Source organism: Sorangium sp. So ce281, from assembly GCF_051527395.1.
In the GTDB taxonomy this organism is placed as follows: Bacteria; Myxococcota_A; Polyangia; order Polyangiales; family Polyangiaceae; genus Sorangium; species Sorangium cellulosum_B.
Genome location: NZ_CP150322.1, coordinates 4,292,277 through 4,316,358 on the forward strand (window position 1 = coordinate 4,292,277; position 24,082 = coordinate 4,316,358).

General features: G+C 69.0%; 16 protein-coding genes. 11 read left to right on the top strand and 5 right to left on the bottom strand.

All coding sequences use genetic code 11. The annotated features are described in order from the left end of the window. Positions 1 to 620: 620 nt before the first annotated feature. Together WMF27_RS16210 and WMF27_RS16215 are read right to left on the bottom strand one after the other, a co-directional pair. The gene (locus WMF27_RS16210; RefSeq protein WP_437767980.1) at positions 621 to 1,295 is read right to left on the bottom strand and encodes a hypothetical protein; all 675 of its coding nucleotides are present in this window, start codon (positions 1,293 to 1,295) and stop codon (positions 621 to 623) included. Further along, a complete protein-coding gene (locus WMF27_RS16215; protein WP_437767979.1) occupies positions 1,292 to 2,563 on the bottom strand; it encodes an AAA family ATPase in 1,272 nt (423 codons plus the stop codon). The genes WMF27_RS16210 and WMF27_RS16215 overlap by 4 nt, the downstream gene beginning before the upstream one ends. Before the next feature lie 708 nt (positions 2,564 to 3,271). Here WMF27_RS16215 and WMF27_RS16220 point away from each other — a divergent pair. The 6 genes from WMF27_RS16220 to WMF27_RS16245 all read left to right on the top strand — a co-directional run bounded on the left by WMF27_RS16220 (position 3,272) and on the right by WMF27_RS16245 (position 14,711). Beyond that, positions 3,272 to 3,409 (top strand): hypothetical protein, encoded by a 138-nt coding sequence (locus WMF27_RS16220; RefSeq protein ID WP_437767978.1) that lies wholly within the window; start codon positions 3,272 to 3,274, stop codon positions 3,407 to 3,409. Positions 3,410 to 3,957: 548 nt separating this feature from the next. Further along, complete coding sequence (locus tag WMF27_RS16225) at positions 3,958 to 5,988, top strand: hypothetical protein (RefSeq protein WP_437767977.1); 2,031 nt, start codon at positions 3,958 to 3,960, stop codon at positions 5,986 to 5,988. After that, positions 5,975 to 7,066 (top strand): hypothetical protein, encoded by a 1,092-nt coding sequence (locus WMF27_RS16230; RefSeq protein WP_437767976.1) that lies wholly within the window; start codon positions 5,975 to 5,977, stop codon positions 7,064 to 7,066. Before WMF27_RS16225 ends, WMF27_RS16230 begins: the two co-directional genes overlap by 14 nt. Before the next feature lie 324 nt (positions 7,067 to 7,390). Further along, the gene (locus WMF27_RS16235; RefSeq protein WP_437944262.1) at positions 7,391 to 8,254 is read left to right on the top strand and encodes a hypothetical protein; all 864 of its coding nucleotides are present in this window, start codon (positions 7,391 to 7,393) and stop codon (positions 8,252 to 8,254) included. Positions 8,255 to 8,928: 674 nt separating this feature from the next. Then, positions 8,929 to 12,900, top strand: a complete 3,972-nt coding sequence (locus WMF27_RS16240; protein ID WP_437767974.1) for an RHS repeat-associated core domain-containing protein — start codon at positions 8,929 to 8,931, stop codon at positions 12,898 to 12,900. After that, on the top strand, positions 12,897 to 14,711 hold the full coding sequence (locus WMF27_RS16245; protein WP_437944263.1) for a hypothetical protein: 1,815 nt from the start codon (positions 12,897 to 12,899) through the stop codon (positions 14,709 to 14,711). The genes WMF27_RS16240 and WMF27_RS16245 overlap by 4 nt, the downstream gene beginning before the upstream one ends. A gap of 440 nt (positions 14,712 to 15,151) precedes the next feature. On the opposite strand, the gene WMF27_RS16250 is transcribed toward WMF27_RS16245, so the two are convergent. The 3 genes from WMF27_RS16250 to WMF27_RS16260 form a co-directional block, all read right to left on the bottom strand. Next, positions 15,152 to 15,700 (bottom strand): hypothetical protein, encoded by a 549-nt coding sequence (locus WMF27_RS16250; protein WP_437767972.1) that lies wholly within the window; start codon positions 15,698 to 15,700, stop codon positions 15,152 to 15,154. 14 nt (positions 15,701 to 15,714) lie between these two features. Continuing rightward, positions 15,715 to 16,842 (bottom strand): helix-turn-helix domain-containing protein, encoded by a 1,128-nt coding sequence (locus tag WMF27_RS16255; RefSeq protein ID WP_437767971.1) that lies wholly within the window; start codon positions 16,840 to 16,842, stop codon positions 15,715 to 15,717. A 462-nt stretch (positions 16,843 to 17,304) separates the two neighbouring features. Next, complete coding sequence (locus WMF27_RS16260) at positions 17,305 to 19,122, bottom strand: hypothetical protein (RefSeq protein WP_437944264.1); 1,818 nt, start codon at positions 19,120 to 19,122, stop codon at positions 17,305 to 17,307. A gap of 317 nt (positions 19,123 to 19,439) precedes the next feature. On the opposite strand from WMF27_RS16260, the gene WMF27_RS16265 reads away from it, so the two are divergent. The 5 genes from WMF27_RS16265 to WMF27_RS16285 all read left to right on the top strand — a co-directional run bounded on the left by WMF27_RS16265 (position 19,440) and on the right by WMF27_RS16285 (position 24,080). Beyond that, positions 19,440 to 20,291 (top strand): FkbM family methyltransferase, encoded by an 852-nt coding sequence (locus WMF27_RS16265; protein ID WP_437944265.1) that lies wholly within the window; start codon positions 19,440 to 19,442, stop codon positions 20,289 to 20,291. A 21-nt stretch (positions 20,292 to 20,312) separates the two neighbouring features. Next, on the top strand, positions 20,313 to 21,251 hold the full coding sequence (locus WMF27_RS16270) for an aspartyl/asparaginyl beta-hydroxylase domain-containing protein (protein ID WP_437944266.1): 939 nt from the start codon (positions 20,313 to 20,315) through the stop codon (positions 21,249 to 21,251). 74 nt (positions 21,252 to 21,325) lie between these two features. After that, positions 21,326 to 22,060 (top strand): iron-containing redox enzyme family protein, encoded by a 735-nt coding sequence (locus WMF27_RS16275; protein ID WP_437767967.1) that lies wholly within the window; start codon positions 21,326 to 21,328, stop codon positions 22,058 to 22,060. Then, the gene (locus WMF27_RS16280; RefSeq protein ID WP_437767966.1) at positions 22,057 to 23,157 is read left to right on the top strand and encodes a DUF3419 family protein; all 1,101 of its coding nucleotides are present in this window, start codon (positions 22,057 to 22,059) and stop codon (positions 23,155 to 23,157) included. Before WMF27_RS16275 ends, WMF27_RS16280 begins: the two co-directional genes overlap by 4 nt. Continuing rightward, the gene (locus tag WMF27_RS16285) at positions 23,127 to 24,080 is read left to right on the top strand and encodes a hypothetical protein (protein WP_437944267.1); all 954 of its coding nucleotides are present in this window, start codon (positions 23,127 to 23,129) and stop codon (positions 24,078 to 24,080) included. Before WMF27_RS16280 ends, WMF27_RS16285 begins: the two co-directional genes overlap by 31 nt. Positions 24,081 to 24,082 lie beyond the last annotated feature (2 nt).

The window sequence follows — 24,082 nt, forward strand, 5'->3', positions numbered from 1 at the left end:
CATCACGCGGCGTGCTCGATGCGAGGGGCCGCGGCATGCGCTGCGGAGCCTGATCCAGAAGATCGAGGGCCACGCCGACCCGGAGATCCCGGGGAGCGAGGCGCTGGCCGCGTTCCTGCTGGCGCCCTACGTCGAGATGGTCGACGACCTCGCGAAGCCCCGTCGAAGAGCATCCGCGACAAAGCCCGAAGCCGTCTCGACGCCACCGCTCGGGGCGGGCGGGATGCCGTGAACCCATCCGGGTGAGCCGGCTCCTCCACGCGGGAGACGAGGTGCACTCGTCTCCCGGTGGACGTGGCTCCAAGAAAAGACGGGTGGCACTCGTCTCCCGGTGGACGGTGGCTCCAGCAAAAGACGAGTGCACTCGTCTCCCGGTGGACGTGGCTCCAAGAAAAGACGAGTGGTACTCGTCTCCGCGGTGGAGAGGCCCCCCTCCGGCCCTGCGACCCCGTCGGCCAGCTAGCAGGTCTCCATCTGACCGGGACAGCGCTGCGCTAGAGCTGGTCGAGGCTAAGCTTGGTGAATTCGCCGACAATTCGCGCGTCGATCAAGCCGAGCCACTGCCCAGCCAGGCAGCAGGATCGCGTCCATGCCGGCGTGAAGGCAACCCTTTGGCGTGCTCACCGGAGCCGCTCCTCGATGACGCCGAGCATCTCGGGGAGGCGCGCGGGCTGCTGCTTCATCCACGTCTGGAAGAACGCGGCCCGCGCGGGGCGGCCGTACTGCTTCGGCGCGTGCTTCTGCTGGAGAGCGCAAAAGGCCTTCCACGCCTGCTCCCGCAGCAGGGGGAGGTCTCCAGAGTTCAGGCCGAGCGTCTGGTCGACATCGGCGCTGAGAGCGGGGTGATCCGATGTGATGAAGAGCCCCTCGTGGATGTCGCGGCGCTCGTACCGAAGCTGAATGCACGAGGCTTGCACGGTCGGGTCGACGGTCAACGCCGTCGATCCCTGCGCGGCGTCGCAGCTCCTCGTCCGCCATCCCGAGCGCTGCCCGCCGTCGCACGAGCCCAGGAGGTTCCTCCACGAGAGGGCCTGCGCTGGATCGACGTCTATCGGCGTGCGGTGGGCGATCTTCATCGTGCGCTCGCCGCGAGCGTCGGCGGCGTCAGGGGCGATACGGCGCATGCAGAAGGCGCAGAGCCAGCCCTGCTCGTGCGCGAGGTCGGCGCGTACGCGACCCTTGTCGATCTGATCGAACGCGGTGCGAGCTCGAGCCACCGTGGAGAGGTCGGTCGTCGATGCGGTGCGTGTCTCCGTGACCGTCGCCGGCTCGGCGCCCTTCACGATGTGCCTCACGAAGCGGCCTCGGTGGTGTCTTCAGGCGGCAGGAGCTGCTGGTAGAAGAAGACGTCGGGGTCGTCCCCCTCGATCATGGTGGACAGCTCACGGATGAGCTGGCGCGCCTCGTCGAAGCGGTCGGCATCGACGGCGTCGCGCAACAGGTTCAGCTTGGCCGCTACCTCGGGAGGCCGCCCTGGATCGCCGAAGGCCGCCTCCAGGATGCGGTTGGTGTCGCGCCGCCATGTGCCGCGGTCGAGCGTCCGGAGCTCGAAGCGCTCCAGGACGCGGACGTTCGCCGCGTGCAGCGAGGAGAGCACCTGGGGAGAGTGGGTGGTGATGATGAACTGGGCCCGCGGGAACACCTTCTGGAGCCGCGGCAGGATCACCCGCTGGAGCCCGGGATGGAGGTGGAGTTCGATCTCGTCGATCAGGACGACCGCGGGGTGCTCGAGCGGGTTCTCTATCTTCGGCGCCGCGAGCGCCATGCGCCGCGCGAGGTCCCCCGCCATGGCGAGGAGGCACTTCTCGCCGTCCGAGAGCTGGGCGACGTCGAGGCGCGTGCCGTTCAGCTCGACAGTCATGCGCTGCGGTCGCCGCTCGATACGGACCCTACGCGCGCCGGGCAGGAGCGCCTCGATCGCCCTGCGGACGACCGGCAATGGCGACGGCGTGGAGGAACCGTCGAGGCCTTGCTCCTCGTGCAAGATCTCGAGGACCTGCTGCTCGTTGAGGATGTCTTCTTCCTGGCGAAACCATTCGAAGAAGCCCCGGAAGTTGCTCGCCCCGCCCTCGAGTGCGCCGTCGTAGGCGCTCACCGCATCGAAGGCGTGGGGCGTGCGGATCCGCTCCGGGATGTCGAGCGCGCTCCGGTTCGTGGGGAAGTAGACGACGAGCGGGAGGAAAGGGGAGCCGAGCGCGATCGTGGCCTGCGCGGCCGCGACGGGCTCATGCAGCGCGTCGAGCGCGCTCGGCGCTCCAGGCGGGTGCCCCGGCAACGTCTTCGCGATGCTCCACTGGGTAGGCTGCACACTGATCTCCGCGGTCAGCGAGAGCTGCGCCGTCGATGCTCCAATCCGGACGTCGCTCGCACTTGGCGCGATGGTTGCGGGCTCTTCCGAGCGGATGCTCTCCACGAGGCACGAGAGCAGGAGCGCGAGCGCGTCGAGGATCGACGTCTTGCCGGCGCCGTTGACGCCGACGAGCGCGGTGACGTCCGGCGAAAAATCGAGGTCGAGGCTCCTGAAGCCCCGGAAGTCGCGGAGGGAGAGGCGGGTGATCTTCATGGTGCGGACGGCGTGACCCTATACCGGAGAACGAACGCGTGGCGAGCCCGGAGGGCGCGGTCGAGGTCCCCAAGCACGCGCGCAGGCTCTGCTCAGGAGAGCTCTCCGTGCGCGGTCACGGATTGGTCGACCTCGCGAAGGGAAAGGGTCCGGCATGCCCCTACGTTCACACCCTGAGAGGGCCGCGTGGACGCCGCTCGCGAGCGTGCGTACGGTGCATCGCGTCAAGGAGGGCACCATGCAGGCGTGGGTGGATCCCGTGGGGCGCTCGTGTTGACGGGGGCATCGTCGCTGCGCTGGTGCCGGCATGCACGATCCTCCTCCGCCCGTCCGATGGGGAACGAGATCGAGAACGTCCGCGGAGCACCCGCCGCCGGCTCACCCCGACGAGGACAGCGAGACGGACGACGACGTGGAGGGCGATGACCTTGTGGCTGGAGCCTACATTCTGATCCCGCACGGCTGGGGCCCCGGCAAACCTCAATGCACTGCCAGCACCAACGACGACGACTGGCCGGGGCACGGGATCTATCTCTGGGAGTACGCACCACAGCAGGCATGGTGGTGGGCGCGCCGCCGCTGCGGGGAGGATGACGCGGCCGTCGTGGGCGCCATGATCCACCTCGGGAGGTGCCTCGACCTGCTCGATCCGGTCAACGCCCGGCTCCTCGGGACGGCGCCCTGCCCCGGGCTCTCACCGCGACATCGGTGGAGGAGGACATCGCTCTGCTGAAGCGCGCCGGCATCCTCACCAAGGAAGGCAAGCTCGCGAAGCGGTATACGAGCTGGGGGGACAAGGTCTCCCGCACACCGGAGATCAACGAGCGGGGCGAGATGGAGGGGTGAGCGCACGGCGGCGCGAGGTGTTCGTCGAGGCCGCGGCAGACCCGGCGCGAACTACAAGCCTCCCGCGGGCTACACGTTGAAGACCGGCTACGATACCGCATGATCGTCCAGCCCAAACAGCACGAGCTCCTGAAGAGCCTGTCAGCGCGCGCGCTCGCCACGCTCGATCTCGGTCCCCGCGACGCGCGAGCGTCGATGAGCTTGGACGAGCTCCGCCGCCATCTCGCTGGAGCGCGGCTGCCGGCCTGGGACGTCCTCTTCGGGCTTCACGCGCAGCTCGCTGGCATCGGTCCCCGGCGCGCGCCCGGACAGGCGGATCTGTGGCTCTTCCCAGAGGCCGACGATCCGGCGATGCTCGTCCCCGGACGCCTCCGTGGAGGTATTGAGGCTCCCCCCCGATGCCGGCCCGCAAGGGCGGCCGTAAGCGGGAAGCAGACGGCCAGGGAAAGCACGACGTTTAGGAGAGCGGATATCGTCAGGCGCCCGAGGCAAACGCGCCGGCCGGCGCCAGCTTGGCTCGCGCGAAGTGCCATGGTATCAGCTGGCGCATGGCCGTCCTCCTCAAGGAAGCGATCGAGCAGCTTCGGGAGCGCATCGAAGCCGGCGCGCCGAGGATCGCGATCCAGGCGCCGCCCGGCTTCGGCAAGACGGCGGTCCTCCGGGGGCTCGCCGCCGCGCTCGCCGGGAGCCGGCGCGTCGTCCGAATCGAGGTGCCCGATGGCGACGACGCGGCGCTGGTGGCGCTCGTCGAGGCGGCCGCGCAGCTCGACGGGGCGACGCTGATGGATCGCGTGGTGCCCCGGCACGAGCCCGCCCGCGTTGCATGGGCCGACAGGATCGCTTCGGTACGGGAGGCGCTGTCTCGCGCAGGGAACGATCTTCTGCTCCTCCTCGATGGGCCCCGATTCCCGACGGCCCTGGGCCCCGAGAGTGAGCTGTTCACAAGGCGCGCTGTCGAGGTGACCGAGACGTTCCTCGGCACACGCGCCGGCACGCTCGTGCTCGCAGGTCCACGCATCCCCGAGGGTCTCGCCGAAGATGCGAGCTTCCGGCTCCCGCTGGTTCGAGATGCGTCCCTGGGAGAGGCGGGCGACGCGACCGTCCGGCTGTCCGGTGGTCGCCGCCGCCAGCCTGCGGTACCGCCGGTCGTGCAGCAGGTGCTCCAGGCGCTCGCGGCAGGAGGCATCGACGTGGAGCGCATCCCGGCGCGTGATCTCCGGCTGGATCGCCTGATCCCGAGGCTCAGAGACCTGCTCTCGGACGACCCGGGAGGGAGGCGCGTCGTCATACGCCTCGCGGCCCTACGCGTCCCGTTCGCGGACAGCCTGCTCGTGCGCGCGGGGTTCATGGCGCTCCCCGACCGGACGAGGACGATCGTCGAGCCGCTGATCGAGGTGCTCGACGATGGATCCAAGGTGGTCCCGGATGCTCTGGCGCGAGAGATCCGTTCATCGCTCCTCACCGACAGTTCCGCCTGGGCGCTCGATGAGCCACAGGGCGATGCGCACCACCTCGCAGCCGCGTACCACCGCGAGCGGTTTCAGGCCGCTCGTGACCGCGGGGACGTCGTCGCCGCCGTCCGGGAGGACATGGAAGAGATCCACCAACTCACGGAGGCAGGCGACGCCGCGGCGCTGCTCTCCCGCTCTCTCCAGTTCGTCGAGCAATACGACGCGCTCGGTAAGAGCCTCAGCCAGAAGGCGCTCCGCGCTCCGCGCGAGCAGGAGGAGAAGCTCCGCCGCGACGCGGTCCGGGCGTACGAGCGGGCCATCGAGCACGATGAGCGGGACGCCTACGCCCACCATTACATCGCCTACAACCTCGATATTTTGGGAACGGAGCCCGAGCGCGTCGAGCGGGAGTACACCGAGGCGCGGGACATCGACCCGGCGCATCCTTGGTATCATGGTCGGTACGTCTGCTTTCTGATCACGACGGCCTGGATGAGCGACGCGCGCGCGGCCTGGGACCGTGCGCTGGACGATCTCGCCGCGACAGGGGGCTTGTCGACACCGGCGGTCTACGAGGAGCTCCATGGCCAGGTGGCGCGGCATCTGCTGGCGCAGAGCGAGCTCGACTTCGCAGAGGGCGTGCTGGACGACGTACCCGACGCGATTCGGGTATCCCCCTGGTGGCGAGCGCTGCGCCAGCTCCTCGTTTGCCTCGAGGAGGATCGCGACGAGCGGCTCGTCTTTCCGCCGACCGTTGCGCAGGAGGACCGTTGGAAGGGGCCGCACCTGACCGAGGAGCAGGATTCGCTGGAGGTGAAGAGCTGGCAGCCAGGGCGGGTGATAGGTCGAGACGCGAGAGGCGTCGTGCTCCGGATCGCGCAACACCTCGCTGAGCCGTCGGAGGTGACGCTCTCCACAGTGATCGTCGAGCTGCGCGCCCTGTCCACGGAGTGGCACGCGCAGCCGGCCTGGTTTGGCGTGGGCACGTTCGTGGAGCGGATCGAGTTCATGAACGGCACGAAGGTATTGCGGACGTGGCCTCGCGGCGCCTCGTCCTTCGACGCCGTGAGCTACCTGCCGAGGCTCTTTCCCTCCCTGGACCGGTACGTACGCCGTGCCTTTGCCTGATCTCGCCCCCGATCACCTGGTCGTGCTCGTGTTCGGCCCAGGCAAGGGCGAGCTCATCCTGGTCCGCGTGCCGCCTGCCGCATGGATGGTCGTGGACGGCTGCGGCGCCGAGAGGGTCCACTACGCCCTGGAGGCGCTCATGCAGTATCAAGCCCGCCCGCGCATCGTGCTCCTCACCCATCCGCACGACGATCATAGCTGGGGTGTCGCCAGGGTGATTGAGGCCTCGACGCCGCGCGATCGCAAGGAGACGTGGCGTCGCATCGGGATGGTGCTTCCGCCGGGAGCCGACGTCGCCGCGCGGTCCACCGGCTTCATCGCCGGCGTCACGCGCCGGGCTATCGCTGCCGTCCAGTCGCGCTGGAGCGAATCACCGGCATGCCGCTGGGATGTCAACGCCGGCGACCTCGAGCTGCTCGGCGATGCCACGCTGCGTGTGCTCTCCCCCCGCGCGGATGTGCGCGAGCAGCAGCTCGACCTGTGGAGGATGCGACAGCCGTTCGACAGGAACGTCATCTCCACCGCGCTGCTCCTCACATGGCGCGGGAGGCGCATCCTGCTCGGCTCGGATCTGGTCGAGAGCCCCGGCTACGGTTGGAGCAACACCCTCGTGCTCGAGCCCGAGCTCGGCGATCACGATCTGTTCAAGGTGCCGCATCATGGTTCTGACCAGGCGCTGCACGACGAGGTGTTGCGACCGAGGAGCCGCGTGCCCGAACCGCTACGGGTCTTCACACCGTACGGATCCAGCCGGCTTCCGCGCTTTCATCCTGGGGAGGGGGCCCACCGCGTCGTGTCTCATGGCGGGAAGTCCTACCTCACCGGCCTGCCGCGGCCGCATGCCGAGCAGTCCGGGCGCGCCGAGGCCCGCACGCTCACCGAGCTGCGAACACACGACACGATCGCCTTCGATCCGACGACGACCGGCTTCCCCGACTGCTACGTCCTTGTGTCGATCCCACCCGACGGCGGACCTCCGAAGATCGAGCAGGGGCCAGGGAGCGTCCGCGTCGTGCCGGACTCGATCGGGGGTGCATCAGCAGGTCGGTTCGAGCGCATCGTCGGCGACGAACTCTGATCCGTCTCGCGCAGCTGGACGCGGGCGCGCATGCCCGACGTGACCGCTCCTCGAGACCGCCTCGTCCGCGCCCTCCATGCCGACCTCGTCGGCGGGAGCATTGCGCAACAGCGCAATCCGTTGCGGATCATGACGGGGCATTGCGCTCAGCTCCTCGCTGTCTGAGACGTTTCGCCGAGACATTCACGCATCTCGCGCCGGCACGTGGGTTGCCGTGCAGCCACGCCGCAACGAAACCACGGCGTGTCGCCACGGCGGCAGGCCAGAACCCATCAGACATCACAGGAGGTTTACCCCGTGAGTGAAACACCGATGTTTTCGACCATGGTCCTCCCCCAGGAGCTCGTCGCAGACGACGTGATCGGTCTCCGAGATCAGATGAGCGCGCGCATCGCGGCGGTGCTCCGGCCGAAGGGCGGTAAGCGCAAAGAGGGCGACGCGCCGCTGCCCAAGGGGGTCGAGCCCGTCGCGGCGCTGCCGCCGCACATCGACAGGCCGTGGAGGCGGTTCGACGCGGCCGCGACGGAGCTCCAGGGGTTCCGCGGCCTGCGGGCGAGCGCGCAGGCCGACCAGCGCCATTCTGGGACGAGCGAGGCCGAGCGGAGCGCGGCGAACACCGGCAGCGACGACCGATGGCGCGCGCTCGAGCAGTGGAACGCGGGAGCCGCCGGGCTCTCCGAGGATGGGCAGACGCCGTCGCCGTCCGACGCGCGCTGGCTGTACGGGCAGCTCTTTCCGGCGCCCGAGGGGCTTCGCTTCATCACGCGCCGGCCGCGGGTCCAGTGGGCCGCGATGGTGCAGCGGATGAAGACGCTGGAGGAGGAGCGCGCCCAGGCGGTGATCGAGCAGTTCGGCGGGACCCGGCACTACCGGCAGCTCGTCGCCGCCCACGCGCGCTTCGGCGAGGCCTACGGCTTCACGACCGTGGTCCTCGCCAAGGACGGCGGGCGCGGGCAGACCGACGGCCGGCCGCAGTGGAGCGCCGCCCGGGATGCGCTGCGGAGCGTGATCCAGAAGATCGAGAGCCACGCCGACCCGGAGATCCCGGGGAGCGAGGCGCTCGCCGCGTTCCTGCTGGCGCCCTACGTCGAGATGGTCGACGATCTCGGGAGATCCCGTCGGAAGGCCCCGGCCAGGAAGCCCGAGGTCGTCTCGGCGCCCCCGTTCGGGGCCGGCGGGACGCCGTGAACCCATCCGGGTGAGGTGGGTCGTCCACGGGGGAGATGGGTGGCACCCATCTCCCGGTGGACGTGCCTCCAAGAAAAGATGGGTGGCACCCATCTCCGCGGTGGACGTGCCTCCAAGAAAAGATGGGTGGCACCCATCTCCCGGTGGACGTGCCTCCAAGAAAAGATGGGTGGCACCCGTCTCCGCGGTGGAGAGGCCACCCTCCGGCCCCGGCGAGGTAACCACCCGGTCATCGCCATGGGCACGGCTGCTTGCGGCTCTCGCCGGGGCCGACGATGCTCAGCGCGGCGCGGCGTCGGCCCACGACGCGGCGCGGGCACGGGCGGTTCCGAAAGGGGGCTCGGCGATGCGGCCTCCACCTGCGTCGCCGGCCGAAGCTCGCGTTCTTCAGGTCGGGTCGGTGTCGTGACCGGCCACGCAGCTGCCCGACGCGGCGCTGGCGCCGGAGCTCCGTGGTTTCGACTCTGGACGGCTGCGCATCGAGCAGGTCTCCGCGAGCATCGACGCAACGTGCATGGTGCCGGGCGCGCGCTGTGGCGTGGGCCCGCGGACGCTCCACGGCCACCGGTCGCCTTCCGTCTCTCCGTACAGCGGTCAACGTGCTTCCGGAGCAGTCCTCGTGGTCGACGTGATAGGGCTCGTGCACCTCCGCAGACCAGGTTAGCATCCGGCTCGTGGCACGGACGGCTCCCATTCCGAACATCCCCGCCATCCCCGGCATGAACCCTGGCGTCTGGATCCTGGGCGGCGGGGGCTCAGGCGGCGGAGGGGGAGGGCCTGGAGGGAAGGGCGACGGCGGCGGCCAAGGGGGCGACGGTAAGAACGGCGGCAAGGACGCCAAGGGCGGAGGGAAGAGCGCGAAGGGTTGCGGCCAGGGCTCCGGCGCCGGGTGCCCCAACCCGGCTCATGGCAATGGTGGCTCGGTGTCGGCGGGCGATCCCGTCGATGTGTTCACCGGGCGGGTGTACACGGTTCCAGCGATCGATCTCGGGTTGCCGGGGCCGCTGCCGCTCGTCATCGAACGGCACTACTCGAGCGCCGCCCGAGAGCGCGACGTGGGCCTCGGCTTCGGCTGGTCCCACAGCCTGGCCTGGGAGATCGAGCAGCGGCGACGGACGGTGCGCCTCTGGAACCCGGAAGGCACCTTCTCGGAGGGAGCGCTGCCCGCGGTCGGCGAGAGCCTCCCGACCCCCAGAGGCATGCTGACCCGGCATGAATGGGGATACTCGCTCGTGTCGGACGAACGCATCGTCCGTGTGTTCTCCGAGCACAACCTCGACCGCTCGCGGCTTCGCCTCTCGATGATGGTCGACCGGAACGACAACATGATCGAGCTGCGATATCGAGACGGAGCGCTCGAGGCCATCCTGGACAGCGCGAGACGGCTCATCCGCGTGAGGCGCCACCGAGGCGGACGCATCGCCGCGTTCGAGGTGAAGAACAGCGCGCACCAAGGCCGATGGACGGCCTTCCGTACCTATGAGTATGACGCGAACGGAGATCTCGTGGCCGCGGTCGATCGCGCCGGTCACGCGACGCGGTTCTCGTACGCCGACCACCTCCTCACGTCGTACACGTATCCCGAGGGGCTCTGCGTCCAGTACCGTTATGACGGCGCGGGTCGGTGCATCGAGACATGGGCGGAGTACCCGGGCAAGGTGGACGAGAGCCTCTGCGACGACGCACCGCCGCTGCTCGCTGACGGTGTGACGCGAGCCAGAGGCGTTCACCACTGCAAGCTCGAGTTCGGGCCTCACGGCTACGTGGAGGTCGCCGACTCGCGCGGAGTACACCGATATTTCGGCAACGAGCACGGGAGGGCCGATCGGGCGGTGATCGGTGGCGGCGTCCACGTGAACTCGTACGACCATGCCGGCAGGATGACGGCCTATACCGACCCGTGCCATGCCACCTGGCGCTGGGAGCGGGACCTCTCCGGTCGTGTCGTGCGCGCCGTCGATCCCTTCGGCGCGATGACCTCGTATGGCTACAACGATCTCGGCCTCCTGGCCAAGGTCGTCGACGCGCTCGGGCAAGCGACGCGATATGCCTACGATCTGCGTGGCAATCTCGTCTCCGTGGACGACGAGGTGGGAAACGCGGCCAGCTACGAGTTCGACCGGCGGGGCCAGCTCGTCAAGGCCACGCTGCCCGACGGCGGCACCACGCTCCTCGGCTATGATGACGCCGGAAACCGCGTGCTCGTGCGAGAGCCGAACGGAGGTGTCCGGAAGATCCGCTATGATTACCTCGGGCGCGTGCTCGGCTTCACGGACGAGCGCGGGTTCGAGACGCGGTTCACGTATGGCGATCGTCTCGAGCTGCGCGCGGTCCACCTGCCGAACGGCGGGCAGCTCTCGTACGAGCACGATCGCAACGGCAGGTTGAGAGCCGTCACCGGCGCCGACGGCCGCCGCTACGAGCTCTGCTGGAGCGGGCTCGATGTGGTCCATGAGCTGCGGAAACCCGATGGGCAGCGGATGCGCTACCGCTACGATCGCGAGGGGGCGCTCGTGCAGGTCATCAACGAGCGCAGCGAGGTGCACCGGATCAAGCGAGACCCCGCCGGCAGGATCCTGGAGGAGGAGACGTTCGACGGGCGGCGAGCGCGGTATCGACTGGACTGGCTCGGTCGCATCGTGCGCATGGAGGGCGACGCGCGCGAGCCGACCGAGACCACGTACGACGCCGCGGGGCGGATCGTCGAGCGCTCCTACCACGACGGATCGAAGGACGTTTTCTCGTACGATCCTCTGGGAAGGCTCGTCGAGGCGGACAACGGCGGCGTGCGCTGCTCGTTCACTTATGACGGGCGTGGTCGCATGACGCGCGAGGAGCAGGAGGTCGCGGGGGTCTCGCATACCGTCGACAACGTCTATGATGCGATGGACCGGCGCCGCGAGAAGCGTTCGTCTCTCGGATATATCGAGCGTGTGACGTACGATGTGATGGGCCTTCCGGCGCAGGTGAGCTTGGGTGGAACCGCGCCCGTGGCGTTCCGCCGGGATGCGGCCGGCCACGAGCTCGAGCGCATCCTCCCCGGCGGAGGCGTGATGCAGCGTGTGGTGGACGCGATGGGCGGTGTGACGCGGCAGCGCGTCCTGATGCCTCCGCGCCAGCCCGTCATCGCGCCGGGGCAACCTGCCTGGGTGGGGGAGCTGCCGTGGGGAACGACGAGCGATCGAGCATTCCAGTATTCGCCGGCGGGGGACGTCATTCAATCGTGGGATATGCAGCAGGGCAGGACCACGTTCTCGTACGATCTGTTGGGGCAGGTCATCGCCAGGATCCCGGAGCATTCGAGGGCAGAGCTGTTCCGCTACGATGAGTCAGGCGATCTCCACGAATCTGGGCCCGAAGCGGAGCCGCGCGTCTATGGGCACGGTGGCAAGCTGTTGAAGCGCGGGACGACCGCGTACTACTACGACGAGGAGGGGCGCCTCGTCAGGAAAGAGAAGACGGCAGACGCCCCCGACGCTGTCCGAGCGTGGTCCTATCGCTGGGACGGTCGCGGGTTGCTCGAGTCGATCGCCACGCCCGACGGGCGCCGGATCGAGTTCATGTACGATTCGTTCGCGAGGCGGGTCCAAAAGCGTGTCTCCTCGCAGGACGGCACGAGCGCGACGACGCGGTTCGTGTGGGATGGTGATCAGCTCCTGCATGAGCTGCGGAGCGTCGGCGGGGTAGCGACCGTCGAGGAGCGGACCTACAGCTTCCTGCCGGAGACACATCTCCCACTCGCGCATCGCGACGCCGTCGTCCGGGGGGAGGAGCGGTCCACGGGCGAATGGGTGCACTACATCAATGACCTGAGCCAGGGGCCGGATCTCCTGGTCTCCGGGAGCGGCGATCTCCTTGGACGCACAGGCGTCTCCGTGTGGGGGAGCGCGGCGCCGGACGCGGCAGCAAAGGCGGACACGCCGCTGCGCTTCCCCGGCCAGTACGCGGACCCGGAGACGGACGTCATCTATAACCGGTTTCGTTATTACGACCCGGAGGCAGGAAGATTCATCAGCGCGGACCCCATCGGCTTGCAAGGCGGCGTGCGCGCGTTCGCATACGCCGACAACCAGCCGCTCGGCGTGATGGACCCGGACGGGCTCGCGCCGGTGATCACGACAGTCACCTCGGATCAGACGGACAAGCGGGGCAGGCGCCGTTCGAAGAGCGTGAGCGTCGGGAGCGCCGGCACAGAGTCGAGCGGAGACATCCATGACGTCGTGAAGCAGTCGTTTCCGCCCAGGAACGACGCCGGCGGGTGGCCCTACCCGGGGCGCTACGATCCGTCGAGCTGCGGAGAGCCGCGCGCTCTCTCCCAGCACATTCGCAACTGGGAGAGCAAGATCGGCCGCAAGCTCGACCCTGATAACCCCGACGACCACGAAGAGATCAAGAAGTGCCTCGGCTCGATCACGGCCATTCGCTCGGAGGAAGAGGGCGGGGTCAAGCGCACGCCGTGCCCGAACTGCAGTCAGCTGCTCGCCAACCTCCACGAACGGTGGGGTGCGCCGGACCCCAAGGCCATCCGCAAGGGGTTCGGGCCGGAGCTGAACCGAGGGAGCGAGCCTGCGAAATTCACTCAAGCCAACCCGAACTACAAGCCTCCCGAGGGCTACACGTTGAAGACCGGCTACGATACCGCATGATCGTCCAGCCCAAACAGCACGAGCTCCTGAAGAGCCTGTCAGCGCGCGCGCTCGCCACGCTCGATCTCGGTCCCCGCGACGCGCCCGCGTCGATGAGCTTGGACGAGCTCCGCCGCCATCTCGCAGGAGCGAGGCTGCCCGCCTGGGACGCTCTCTTCGAGCTCCACGCGCAGCTCGCTGGCATCGGTTCCCGGCGCGCGCCCGGGCAGGCGGACCTGTGGCTCTTCCCTGGGGCCGACCATCCGGCGATGCTCGCTCCGCCGCTTCGTGCCCGATCCGGCGCGATCCTCGCCGTCCCCGTCGGCATGGCGAGCCTTGGGGGCCGGACTTTCCCATTGCTCGCCGATGAGCGAGGCGCCTTGCTGCACGCGAGCGGCGCGCCTGCGGCCACGTCAGCTCGCGGGCTGATCGAGGTGCTCGCGTTGCTCGCCGATCGTGAGCCGGTCGAGGCACACCGCATCCGTGCCGCCTTTCGCCCGCGCCTCGGCGCACGGCTCGCGGAGGCGCTGGCCGCGCTGCCGGTGGTGGAAGCAAGCGACACCTCTCACACCTTCTGGGTCTATCCGGGGGGCGTGATCGCCGATGGTCACCCTCTCCGTGACGATCTTGCAGGCGAGACCTTCGTCTGGACGAGCTCGCTCGCGGACGTGGCCCGTTGCATCGAGACGGCTCGCGGCGCCGCCTCCGAGGAGGCCGGCGTCGACGTGGCGGGGCTCGAAATGCTGGAGGATGCTCGCCCGCCGGAGGAGGCCCCGAGGCCGCTCTCTCCCGAGGAGCGGCGCGCGCGTGGTGCCATTCGGACCCTGTCGGAGGAGCCGGGGCAGGCCGGATACGTCTGCGCCAAGCGATCGGGCCGTGACGTCGAGATCGAGGTGTCACGGGAGCACGCAGGGCGCGTCCTCAAGGCGGAGCAGCTCTACCACGACGGCCGCATGGTGCTCGACTATGTGAACCCGCTCGAGGCGCTGCGCCCGTACCTCTCCGACCGCACGCTGGCCTATTACGCGACCATCGATCTCCGGTGGAACGCGGGCGACACCTGCTCGCCCGGAGAGCTCGCCGCGCTGTTCCATGCCACGGGGATGGAGCTGTCCGAGCCGATCGCGGCGTTCGAGAAGACGTGCGGTGGATTGACCTTCGCTGGGCTCTCCTGGGGGATCTATTCCCACGTCAAGCGCGGTTTCGCCTTGCGAGCCATCGAGGGGCCGATGGCTGCGCGGCTCGTGCACGTCGGCCATGCGACGGACACCGACAGCAACTATTACCTGGATCGAGAAGGCACGTTGTACGTGGACGCGAGGGAGATCGGGCTGCCGCCCTCGCCCGTCGCTGCATCCTGGTCCAGGTACTTCGAACGAGTCTTCACCGCTGGGCGGGTGTCTCCGTCCCGTCCGTTCTCCCTCGAGACGTTCGAGCGTGTCGGCGGAGCCTTGGCGGAGGCGTTCCATGTGCCCGTGCTCGGGCCCGGTACGGACCGTCATGCCTCCGTCTGGCTACGCGAGGAGCTCGAGATCTACGAGCAGGTGAGCGACATCTTCCATGCGGCAGGGCGGCCGCGCACGGTCGTCGTCACGGCGCAGCTCACCGATCTCGTGCAAGCGCTCCGCGGTGTCCTTGATGCGGCGCCCAGCGCGACGTTCTCCCTTCGGACTCCCAGGCCTATCGAGGACCGCCCCTTGCCGAGTGAACCGCCTGCTCTCTGCGCCCCGCTCCACGACGACGCGCGACGGCTCTCGCGGCGTGAGCTCCGTGTCTACGGCCGACCCGGCGCCCCCAGCCTCTGGATCGGCGACCCTGGGCGCGGCAAATGATGTCCGAGGCTCTCGTCCCCGGACGCCGCGCGGACAGCCGCTGTTGCGGCGCCATGACAGGCGCCCGTCGGAGCTGCCGGAGTTGCCGGGGCGAGGGGGCGGCAAGAGGGGGCGTCGCCGGGCCGCGGAGAGGGGATGTTCTCCTCGCTCCCTGGAGATCCATGCCAATTGAACGGGAGGGGGCGGGGGGAAATCGACCGAGGCCGTGTCGGGTCCGCGGGACCTTTTGCGGGAGTAGGGCTCGAGGTGGAGGCGGTGGACGGGCTCGCCGTCGTGGTGCAGGACGACTTCGGGAATACCTATCAGCGCTCGCAGCAATAGAACGCGAGCCCACGATTTGGACGTCGAGGCGGGAGGACGATGACAGACAGGGAAAGCTCGACGTCTAGCCAGCCTCTCCAGCGTCTGGACCTCCGGGGCCCGGAAGACGGAGTGCGGTGCTACGGCTTCGCCGGTGGGAGCGAGGTGGTCCACCCCATCCACCAGAGCGGAGGATCGAGGTCACGGGAAGCCGCAACCGCCCTGGCGAGCGCCGCGGAGAGCGCGCCGCGCTCGACCAGCACCCGCAAGAGGGCGTGTAGCCCAATGATCCTGCCAACGTCGCCTGGGAGCTCACGGTAAAGCTTGGGCTTGCCCTGGACGGCCCGGACGTCTTCCGTCACGAAGATGAGATCCGAGCGACGCGATGCGACGGCGATCGAGGCTGCTTCTCCTCGATCCACGAACGCCATGAGGATGCCCCGCGTCGCGTCTTCCTCCGAGCCGGCCAGCACCTCGATGAGCTCCACCGAGCTCCCGCGCAGCTCTCGGCCGGCCTCCTTCATGAGGTTCGTCTCGGGATCGGTCGGCTTCCTGGGAACGGTGAGCTCTTCGAGCACGTCGTCCACGATGGCCATCGGTACGCTCTTCGCTGCAGCCACGAGCGCCTTCAGGCAACCGGCGCGCTGGAACGGGATCACCGCGTTGGTGTCGAGGAGGTACCGAACCATGGAAACGCTCTGGCTCACGCGCCCGTGGGCAAATCATCCCAGGCGGTCAGCTGCAGCAACTCCCGCGCGCGCCCGGCGGAGATCAGATCGCGATCGAGCGCTTCGAGCACGCGTCGGGTGAGGACATCGTGCCTGGATGGATCCAACAGAGGGAGGGCTGCCGCCGAGCCGCCGCTCGTACGCCTGGCCTTCTCGATCACGGCTTCTTGCTGGAAGTGGACGATGTACTCGCGATTGACCAGATGGTTCACCGTGATCTCGATGGGGGTCTCGAAGTGCTGCCGGGTCCGAGCCAGCAGATCGAGCGCCTTGGACGTGGCCATCTCATACTGGGGGGGGCCCAGGAGCTGCCGCAGTCCCTCCGCGGGCATGAGGAGCTCGGCGGCAAATGCGCGCGCTCGCCTCTCGCCGTGCCATACGACCTTGCCCTCGTCACCCTCCTGATCGACCACGAGGTTGATCTCTCCCTGCGGAGGATCGAACAGGATGTGCCCGAGCTCGTGAGCAAGGTCGACGCGGGCCGCCCATGGATTGGATCGGCGCTTGCTCGCCGTGTTCAAGATGACCGCTGCGACGCCGGTTTGCGGTTCCTTCAACGCAAGCGCATCGATCCGAGCGCTCGACAGCGCCTTGGCCCGCACCAGGACGTCAAACTCCTCTTCGAGCAGCTCGGCCATGTCTCCGAGAGGGCCGGTCTCGTCTCCCAGCGCGCTCCGTAACTTGCGAGCGAGGCGGTACCCGTCCTTGAAAGTTTCCGGGGTGGGCTCCTCTGGCTCGAATCGTTCGCGAAGGCCGGGAGGTCTCCCCAGGAGGGTGTTGACCTTCCGGAGGGCGAGCGCGCGCTCGAACGTTGCCACGACCTCGGGGCGATCGTCGACGTCGCGGAAGTCCGCAAAGGCGCCCTGCCGGAAGAACAGGGCGGCCGTCGGCGAGCGCTCGATCCTGCCTTGCCGCAGGACGCCCGCATCCACGCAGAGGACGTACGCGACGCGGTCCAGCGCCGCTGCGGTGATGTTTCCCTGCCCCTCCTCGAATGCTTCCAGCGTCGCGAGCGGCACGCGTGCTAGCTCCGCGAGCTCCTCATGCGAGAAACCCACCTCCGACCGGCGGGTTCTTACGAGCGTTCCGATCGCCTGACTCATGTCGAGAATGTATGCCCGAGAGGTATGAACTGGTACCCGGGCGAGGCTGAGGAAAACTGTACGGATTCCTGGAATCCGCGCAACAAATTTGAACTAGGCTGGAGAGACCGCTCCGGTAGGCCATCGACCGCCTTTTCGTCCTCAACGCCGCGCGTGCCGCTCAGGAGAAGCATGCCGCCGCAGCCATGGCGCCAGCTGCGAAATCCAAGCGAGGCGGCGTCAAGATGCCCGCTTACGAGGCCGGGAGCGGCGCGCCAGCGGCCGGGTCAGCCCGCGGCCTGAGGAGGCTCCAAGAAAAGATGGGTGGCACCCGTCTCCGCGGTGGAGAGGCCACCCTCCGGCCCCGGCGAGCCCCCCTGGGCGCCCTTCCTCGACGGCAGCTGTTTGTAGGAAATATGACCTGGGATCCGGAGACCGGCGAGGGCCGCTCGCCCGCGATGGTGCTGCCCGGCGGCCTCGCCGCTACGCCGCGCCGCCGAGGCGCGCCTCGAGGTACCGTCGCGCCGCCTCGAGCGCCGCGGCGGCACCTTCGGGCCGTGAGCCGTCGGCCCACGCCACCTCCGGTCCGCCCTCGGCGCTGCCCTCCACGGCCGGCGCGGCCTGCGCCAGCACCTGATTCGCCTCCACGCCGCGCTCGACGAGCCCTCGCGTGGCCGCCGCGACGAGCGTCGCGGTCCCACCCTCCGTGCCCGCGAGCGCCACCGCGGTGCACGCGCCGGCCTTGCACAGCTGCTCCGCGAGCGCGCGCAGCTGCTGCCGGGAGATCTCGCCCAGGTGATGGACCACCACGGTCGCATCGCCCAGCCTTGTCGCGCCCTCGAGCAGCTGGCGCGCCACCGTCGCCCGCTGGGCCCGCGTGGACGCTCGCCGCGAGCGCTTCTCCTCGTCCCGGCGCCGCGAGAGCCCCTCCAGCCGCTGCCGCAGCGCCACCGCCCGCCGCGGGGGGCACGCCCATTCTTCCAGCGACCTCGTGAGCGCCGAGACGCGGTCGGCCAGCGCGCTCCCCTCCAGCGCCGACGCCGCGTCCACCTCGCGCTCCAGCGCGTCGAGATCCCGGCGCAGCCGCTCCGCCGACTCGCCGGGCGACATGAACGGCGGGGCGAACGTCTCGGGAATGCCATCGAAGCCGACGACGGCCTCGTCGATCCCTCGCAGGATCCCGCGGGTGACCTTGAGCAGCACGTCGTTCGCGAGCCGCTGCAGCAGACGCCAGCCGAGGCGGCGCCGGGAGGGCAGGTGACGGACGTAGAAAGCGTTGTAGCGGGGGACCGGCCGGTCCCCTCGCAGCGCCTTGAAGCCGTCGGCGCCGCCCCCCGTCTCGATCGCGATGCCCCGCTCCAGCGCCTCCTGCATCAGCAGGCTGTTGAGGATCCTGTACAGCCCCACCTCTTGAGGTCTGGTCAGATCGTACCCCGCCGCGGGAGAGTAGAGGACATCGCCCTTCACCATGAAGCCGTAGAACGTGTCGATACGGCCGTCCTTCACGAGCAGCCGGAGCCGGACCATCTCCCCGCGCAGGCACACCTCGAAGAACGCGGGCGACATGGGCGGATTGGTCCTGTACTTCTCGCGGTTCAGCATCTGGTACAGCTCGGCCAGCCGCGGGGCGCAGCCGGGCATGTCCCGGCCGTCCACCACCTCGTAGCCGGAGGCCTCCAGCAGCCGCGCGTCCCGGCGGCGGTTCTCGCGCACCTTGCGGCTCAGCTCCACCCCGTAGGGCAGGAGCATGCGCGTGTACGACATGTACGTGAACGCATAGCCCTCCTCCTTGAGGCGGTTGAGCAGCGGCGCGTGCGTGGCCGGGCTGAGCGCCGGAAAGACGATCGCGTGCTCCGGATAGCGCGCCGCGAGGAAGTCCGTGATCCGCCGGATCTGGCCCGCGCCGAGCGGCGGCGCCATGTTGCGCAGCGAGGGCCAGTTGTCGACCTGGATGCACCTGTCGATCTGCGTGGCCTTGAGCAGCGCGCCCAGGCCGAGGAGCGCGCTGCTCGCGCCGGACGCCAGGGCCGGGCTCCAGTCCAGCGTGGCGATGGCGGCGCGCTGGCTGGTGATGTAGCGCGCGAACAACGAAAAGAAGTAGGAGTTGCCCTGGTCGGCGTCGTTGATGGACAGCGGGATCAGCAGATCATCGACGCTGAGCAGCCGCAGCGTGCTCCGATCACCGAAGAGCGCCTGGGGGCCTCGCTGGAAGAGCGGGACGAGGAAGCCGCGCGCCTTGCGCCCCTCCTCCGTGTCCGGCCAGGGGGCCGCGTCGATGGTACTCGCATCGTAGAGCTTCATGGTCCGCCGAGGCCTCGTCCAGCGCGCGCTCCGGTGCGTACTGCATCGCGCGGACGGCCGCCGCGGCGAGCTCCGGCGGGATGAGCCGGCGCGAGAAGACCATGCTCGGTCGGTGGTGTCAAGGCGCGGACCCGCGGCCCAATCGACGCTCTACGACGATCGCCGCGACCTCCGGGGTGACCGGATTTTTCATGACATGGCGACGATGCTCGTAAGTTTATGTGAACACTGTGCCCGAACTTCGACAGGACTTCGATTGAGAAGGACGCGTCTCTGCGTATGGACTTCAAAGTCCGTCTCGAGTATATGGCCGTCGGATGCTCGGCGACACTGAGTACAAGCGGGTCCCAAAGGAACTACTGGCCGAGGCGCTCAAGCGTGGGGCTCATGCGCCCTTCGATCCGCTGCTGTGCGCTTACCAGTACCTCTTCGAGCGCCTCGCGGTCCCGCGCACGGGCGTGCTCCACCTGGGCGGCCACATCGGACAGGAGCTGCCGATGTACGCGGCGCTCGGGTTCCGCCGCGTGGTGATGGTGGAGCCGCTCGAGCGCGAGTTCGCGCAGCTCCAGCGCCGGGTCGACGCGTTCAACGCGACGTGCGGCCCGATCGCGGACTTCATCGATGACCCGGTTCGCCCCCGCGCGTACGCGGTGCGCTGCGCGGTCGCGGACCGCTCGGGCGAGGTCAGCTTCTGCCGCACGCACATGACCTCGCTGTCGTCGCTCTCCAGGCCGGTGCCGGAGAACTTCGCCGAGCAGTGGGAGGAAGCGCGGTCCCTGCCCTGGTACAAGCGTCCGGTCGGGTGGCTGACGACCGCGCTGCAGACCGCGACCGCGCTGAGATACCAGGAGATCAAGGTGCCCTGCACGACCCTGGACGGGCTCGTCGGAGGGCTCCCGTACGGCTGGCGAGCGTCGGACTTCAGCTACCTGCGCATGAACATCCAGGGGGCCGAGCTGCGGGCGCTCCAGGGCGGCGCGCAGACGCTGGAGCACGTCAGGCTCATCGATCTCGAGACCAACATCAGCAGGAGGTACGAGGACGCGCCGGCCCGGCAGGACTTCGATCGACTGCTGTCCGGCCACGGCTTCTCGTGCGTCTTCGCGTACCGCATCGGCGGCCTCGGCAACCTCGTGTACGCGCGCACCCGAGGGGTGGCGCAGGCCTGAGCCGCACGCATGGAGAACCCGATGAGCGACGCCATCATCCGTTTGCCCCGCGGCTACGACGCCGCGCGGATGCAGTCCGAGCTGCGGCTCCTGGAGGACCTGGAGCGCGTCTCCGCCGGGTACGCCGGCGAAGGGAACCGCGCCTGGGAGAGCATCAGCCTCATCGCTCCCGGGGGGCGCGCCCGGGCCGGCGACGGACACCAGCGGCTTGCCGAGCAGGCGAGCGACGACTACGCGCCGACCGAGGCGCTCCGGCGCGCGCCCTACCTGGCCGAGATCCTCGACGGCCTGGCCTGCCCGAAGCGGCTGGTTCGCCTGCTGTCCCTGGGGCCGGGCGGGATCATCGCCCGGCACCGAGACAATTTCGTCTCGTTCGAGGAGGGCATGTTGAGGCTCCACGTCCCGGTGGTGACCCACCCGGACGTCGACTTCTTCATCGATGGAGAGCGGTGCGACTGGAAGGAGGGAGAGCTCTGGTACGGCGACTTCTCCCGGTTCCACAGCGCGCACAACCGCAGCCCGATCACCCGCGTACACCTGGTCATCGACCTCCTCGTCAACGACTTCGTGCTCGGCCTGTTCCCGCGCGATTTCGTCGAGGCGCAGCGCGCCCGCGGGATCAGGATGGCCGGCGAGGCGCGCCCTGACGACGCGCTCCTCCAGCGCTTCGCCTTCAGCTTCCGTCTGCCGGCGGGCTTCGTGCCGCCGGGCACGTCCTACGAGCCGCTGCCCGCGCCCGTCGACGGCCGCGTCCAGGTGCAGGACGGGACGCTCATCGTGATGGTCAACGAGCAGCCGCTCCTGCGGCTAGAGCCGGCGTTGGGCGGGACGCTCGCCGTCCACGGGCTGGCGCCCGGCACCGTCATGGAGTGCGATTTCGACGGCGGGCGTGTCGTCGGCGCCACCCTGATCTCCGGCGTGGATGGTTCCCGGTTCCACCTCCACGTACAAGCCCCCTGACCCTCGGGTCGGCGCGCGGCCCTTCATGTCACCTCGATTCGCAATGCCCCTTCTCTTCGTGGAGTGGAGAACACATGAACACGGATGAAGACGTCACCACGGCCAGGTTCGCGGCGCTCGACAGGAAGCTGAAGGCCGCCTGGGAGGACCTGTTCGCGCGCTCCCGGCTGATCAAGACCATCCAGGAGGGGCGCATCGACAAGCAGCTGTACGCCATCTACCTGATGGAGACCTACCACTACACGCTGCACAACGCGCGCAACCAGGCCCTCGTGGGGGTCCGCGCGCTGGACATCGGCATCCCCTACCTGAAGTTCTGCTTCGAGCACGCGACCGAGGAGACGGGGCACGAGCACATGGCCCTGCACGACCTGCTCGCGCTCGGCCTGCCGAAGGAGGCGCTCAAGATCCCGCCGCCCCTGCCGATGACCGAAGCGATGATCGCCTACCTCTACTGGGTCTCCGCCACCGGCAACCCGGTCCGCCGGCTCGGGTACAGCTACTGGGCGGAGAGCTCGTACGACTTCGTCATGCCCCTCGTCAACAAGGTGAAGGAGAGCCTCGATCTCAAGCCCGCGCAGATGACGTTCTTCGTCGCGCACTCGAAGATCGACGAGGATCACGCCGCGCAGGTGCGCAGGATGATCGCCCAGAACTGTACGACCGACCAGGACTGGCAGGACATCGAGCGCGTCATGACCACCAGCCTGCGCCTGATGGGCAACATGATGGAAGAGGTCTATGCGGAGTACGAGCGGCTGCAGAAGGAGCAGTCGCCGGGCTATGCCTTCCTCGGTCTCATGAAATGAGCTCGGACGCCAGGGCAGCGGCCTACTTCGACGAGCAGCTCAACTACTCGCTGGGCGATGAAGACTCTTCGGTCGAGCTCGCGGTCCTGCCCGCGCGGGCCCGGCACGTCGTCGCCATCGCGGGCTCGGGCGGGCGGGTGCTCCCCCTGCTCGCCCGGTCCCCGAGGAAGCTGACCTGCGTCGATATCTCCAGCCCGCAGCTCGCCTTGACGGAGATGCGGCTCGCCGCCCTCCGCGCGCTGGAGCACGAGGAGTACGTCAGCTTCCTCGGCTACCCGCCGCGGCCGATGACGCCCGCCGAGCGGCGGGAGCGCTTCCAGCGGCTGGAGCTGTCCGCCGGGGCGCGGAGCACCCTGGAGCGGATCTTCGAGGCGAGCGGCTGGGCGCGCATCGTCTACCTCGGTCGCTTCGAGAAGACCATGGCGCAGCTCTCCAGGGTCAACCGCCTGCTGACGGGCCGGGCGGGGCAGCGACTCTTCGAGGCGACGGACCTCGAGGCGCAGCGGGCCTACCTGGCCTCCTCGTTTCCGCGCGCTCGCTTCCGCGCGGTCCTGCTGCTGCTGGGCAACGCCGCCGTGCTCAACTCGCTGCTCTACAAGGGCGAGTTCCCCAAGAAGAACCTCCCGGGGAGCGCGTACGGCATCTACCGGGGCATCTTCGACAGGCTCTTCACCGAGCTCCTGGCGCGCGAGAGCTATTTCCTGCAGCTCGTCTTCTTCGGCGAGCTGCGGTACGCCGAGGGAAACCCGATCGAGTGCGACCCAACGATCTACGCGCAGGCACGCCGCGCCCTGGCCGAGACCGAGGTGTCTTACGTGAAGGGCGATGTCCTCGAGGTGGTCCGCGGCGCCGGCGATGCGGTCGATTTCCTCTCGCTGTCGGATGTGCCGACGTTCTTCAAGGGCCCCCTCGAGCACCAGTTCCTTCAGCAGGTACGGCCTGGCCTTGCCCGCGACGCCCTCGTCGTCACGCGGGGGCACCTCCGCGTCGTGCGGCCCGAAACCTCTGGATTCCAGTCTCTGGCCTCCCAGTACCAGGAGACCATCGACCGGGAGCGGACGCAGCTGTGGCAAGTACAGATCTATCGCGCATCCTGACGCCGACCGCGCCAGCGCCGGCGGCGTCTCCCTCGCGGCGGGGCGGCTCGCCGCTCTGCGAGCTCGGGGGGATCTCGGTCCACGCGGCCCGGCTCGAAGACGATCCCGAGTTCGTCGAGCACATCGTCCAGCTCCGGGCCATGGCGTTCGGCGAGGGCGAGTCGTGGAACTACGGCCTGGATCTCCAGGACCGACAGGCCATCCAGATGGTCGCGTTCGACGCGACCGGGCCGGTGGGAGCGCTGCGGCTGTGCCCGGGCGACGAGCTGCTCGCTCGGCACGGCGTCGAGGGCCTCTACGTGAGCTCGGGCTGGGAGCTCGAGCTGGGGGCCGAGGCGTTCTTCGATACGGCCGTGGAATACGGGCGGTTCTGGGTCGTCCGGGGGCACCCGCGGACCCGGGGTATCATCGACGCGCTGCTGGCGTCGATCAGCGCGTTCGGCAGCGCCCACCCGAGGTACCAGAACGTCTTCGGGACCGTGGCCTTGCTGGACCACGCGCCGGAGTCGTGCCGGCTCGTCGTGGATTACCTGCGCCGTTATCACCTCTCCGACGTCCGCAGGGTGCGACCCCGCCGCCCGCTCGGACCCGACGCGAGCGCGCCTCCGCCGCTCGCTCCGTCGCTGCCGCCGCAGCGCAGGGCCTTTCGCCTCCTCGTCCAGCAGCAGAGAAAGGCCGATCCGGACCATCCGCTCCCGGCCCTGCTCCACCTGTACCTCAGGCAGGGCGCCCAGATGCTCGGGGATGTGACGTGGGATGCCAGCGGGCGAAAGCTGCTCATCCCGCTCTACGTCAGCATGGCGACGTTCCAGGACTACGCGGTGCGGCTGCGGGGGAGCTCGGCCGGCTCGCCCGGACCCGAGTCCGGACCCGAGCCCGACTCCGCAGGCCGGCCGTGGAGCAGCGACGATGAGATCCTCTAGGC

What these genes read in the sequence shown, in the direction of transcription:
- WMF27_RS16270 (WP_437944266.1), top strand. Translation starts at nt 20,313, where the DNA reads ATGAGCGACGCCATCATCCGTTTGCCCCGCGGCTACGACGCCGCGCGG.
- WMF27_RS16235 (WP_437944262.1), top strand. Translation starts at nt 7,391, where the DNA reads ATGGTCCTCCCCCAGGAGCTCGTCGCAGACGACGTGATCGGTCTCCGA.
- WMF27_RS16255 (WP_437767971.1), bottom strand. Translation starts at nt 16,842, where the DNA reads ATGAGTCAGGCGATCGGAACGCTCGTAAGAACCCGCCGGTCGGAGGTG.
- WMF27_RS16225 (WP_437767977.1), top strand. Translation starts at nt 3,958, where the DNA reads ATGGCCGTCCTCCTCAAGGAAGCGATCGAGCAGCTTCGGGAGCGCATC.
- WMF27_RS16260 (WP_437944264.1), bottom strand. Translation starts at nt 19,122, where the DNA reads ATGAAGCTCTACGATGCGAGTACCATCGACGCGGCCCCCTGGCCGGAC.
- WMF27_RS16275 (WP_437767967.1), top strand. Translation starts at nt 21,326, where the DNA reads ATGAACACGGATGAAGACGTCACCACGGCCAGGTTCGCGGCGCTCGAC.
- WMF27_RS16280 (WP_437767966.1), top strand. Translation starts at nt 22,057, where the DNA reads ATGAGCTCGGACGCCAGGGCAGCGGCCTACTTCGACGAGCAGCTCAAC.
- WMF27_RS16265 (WP_437944265.1), top strand. Translation starts at nt 19,440, where the DNA reads ATGCTCGGCGACACTGAGTACAAGCGGGTCCCAAAGGAACTACTGGCC.
- WMF27_RS16215 (WP_437767979.1), bottom strand. Translation starts at nt 2,563, where the DNA reads ATGAAGATCACCCGCCTCTCCCTCCGCGACTTCCGGGGCTTCAGGAGC.
- WMF27_RS16250 (WP_437767972.1), bottom strand. Translation starts at nt 15,700, where the DNA reads ATGGTTCGGTACCTCCTCGACACCAACGCGGTGATCCCGTTCCAGCGC.
- WMF27_RS16245 (WP_437944263.1), top strand. Translation starts at nt 12,897, where the DNA reads ATGATCGTCCAGCCCAAACAGCACGAGCTCCTGAAGAGCCTGTCAGCG.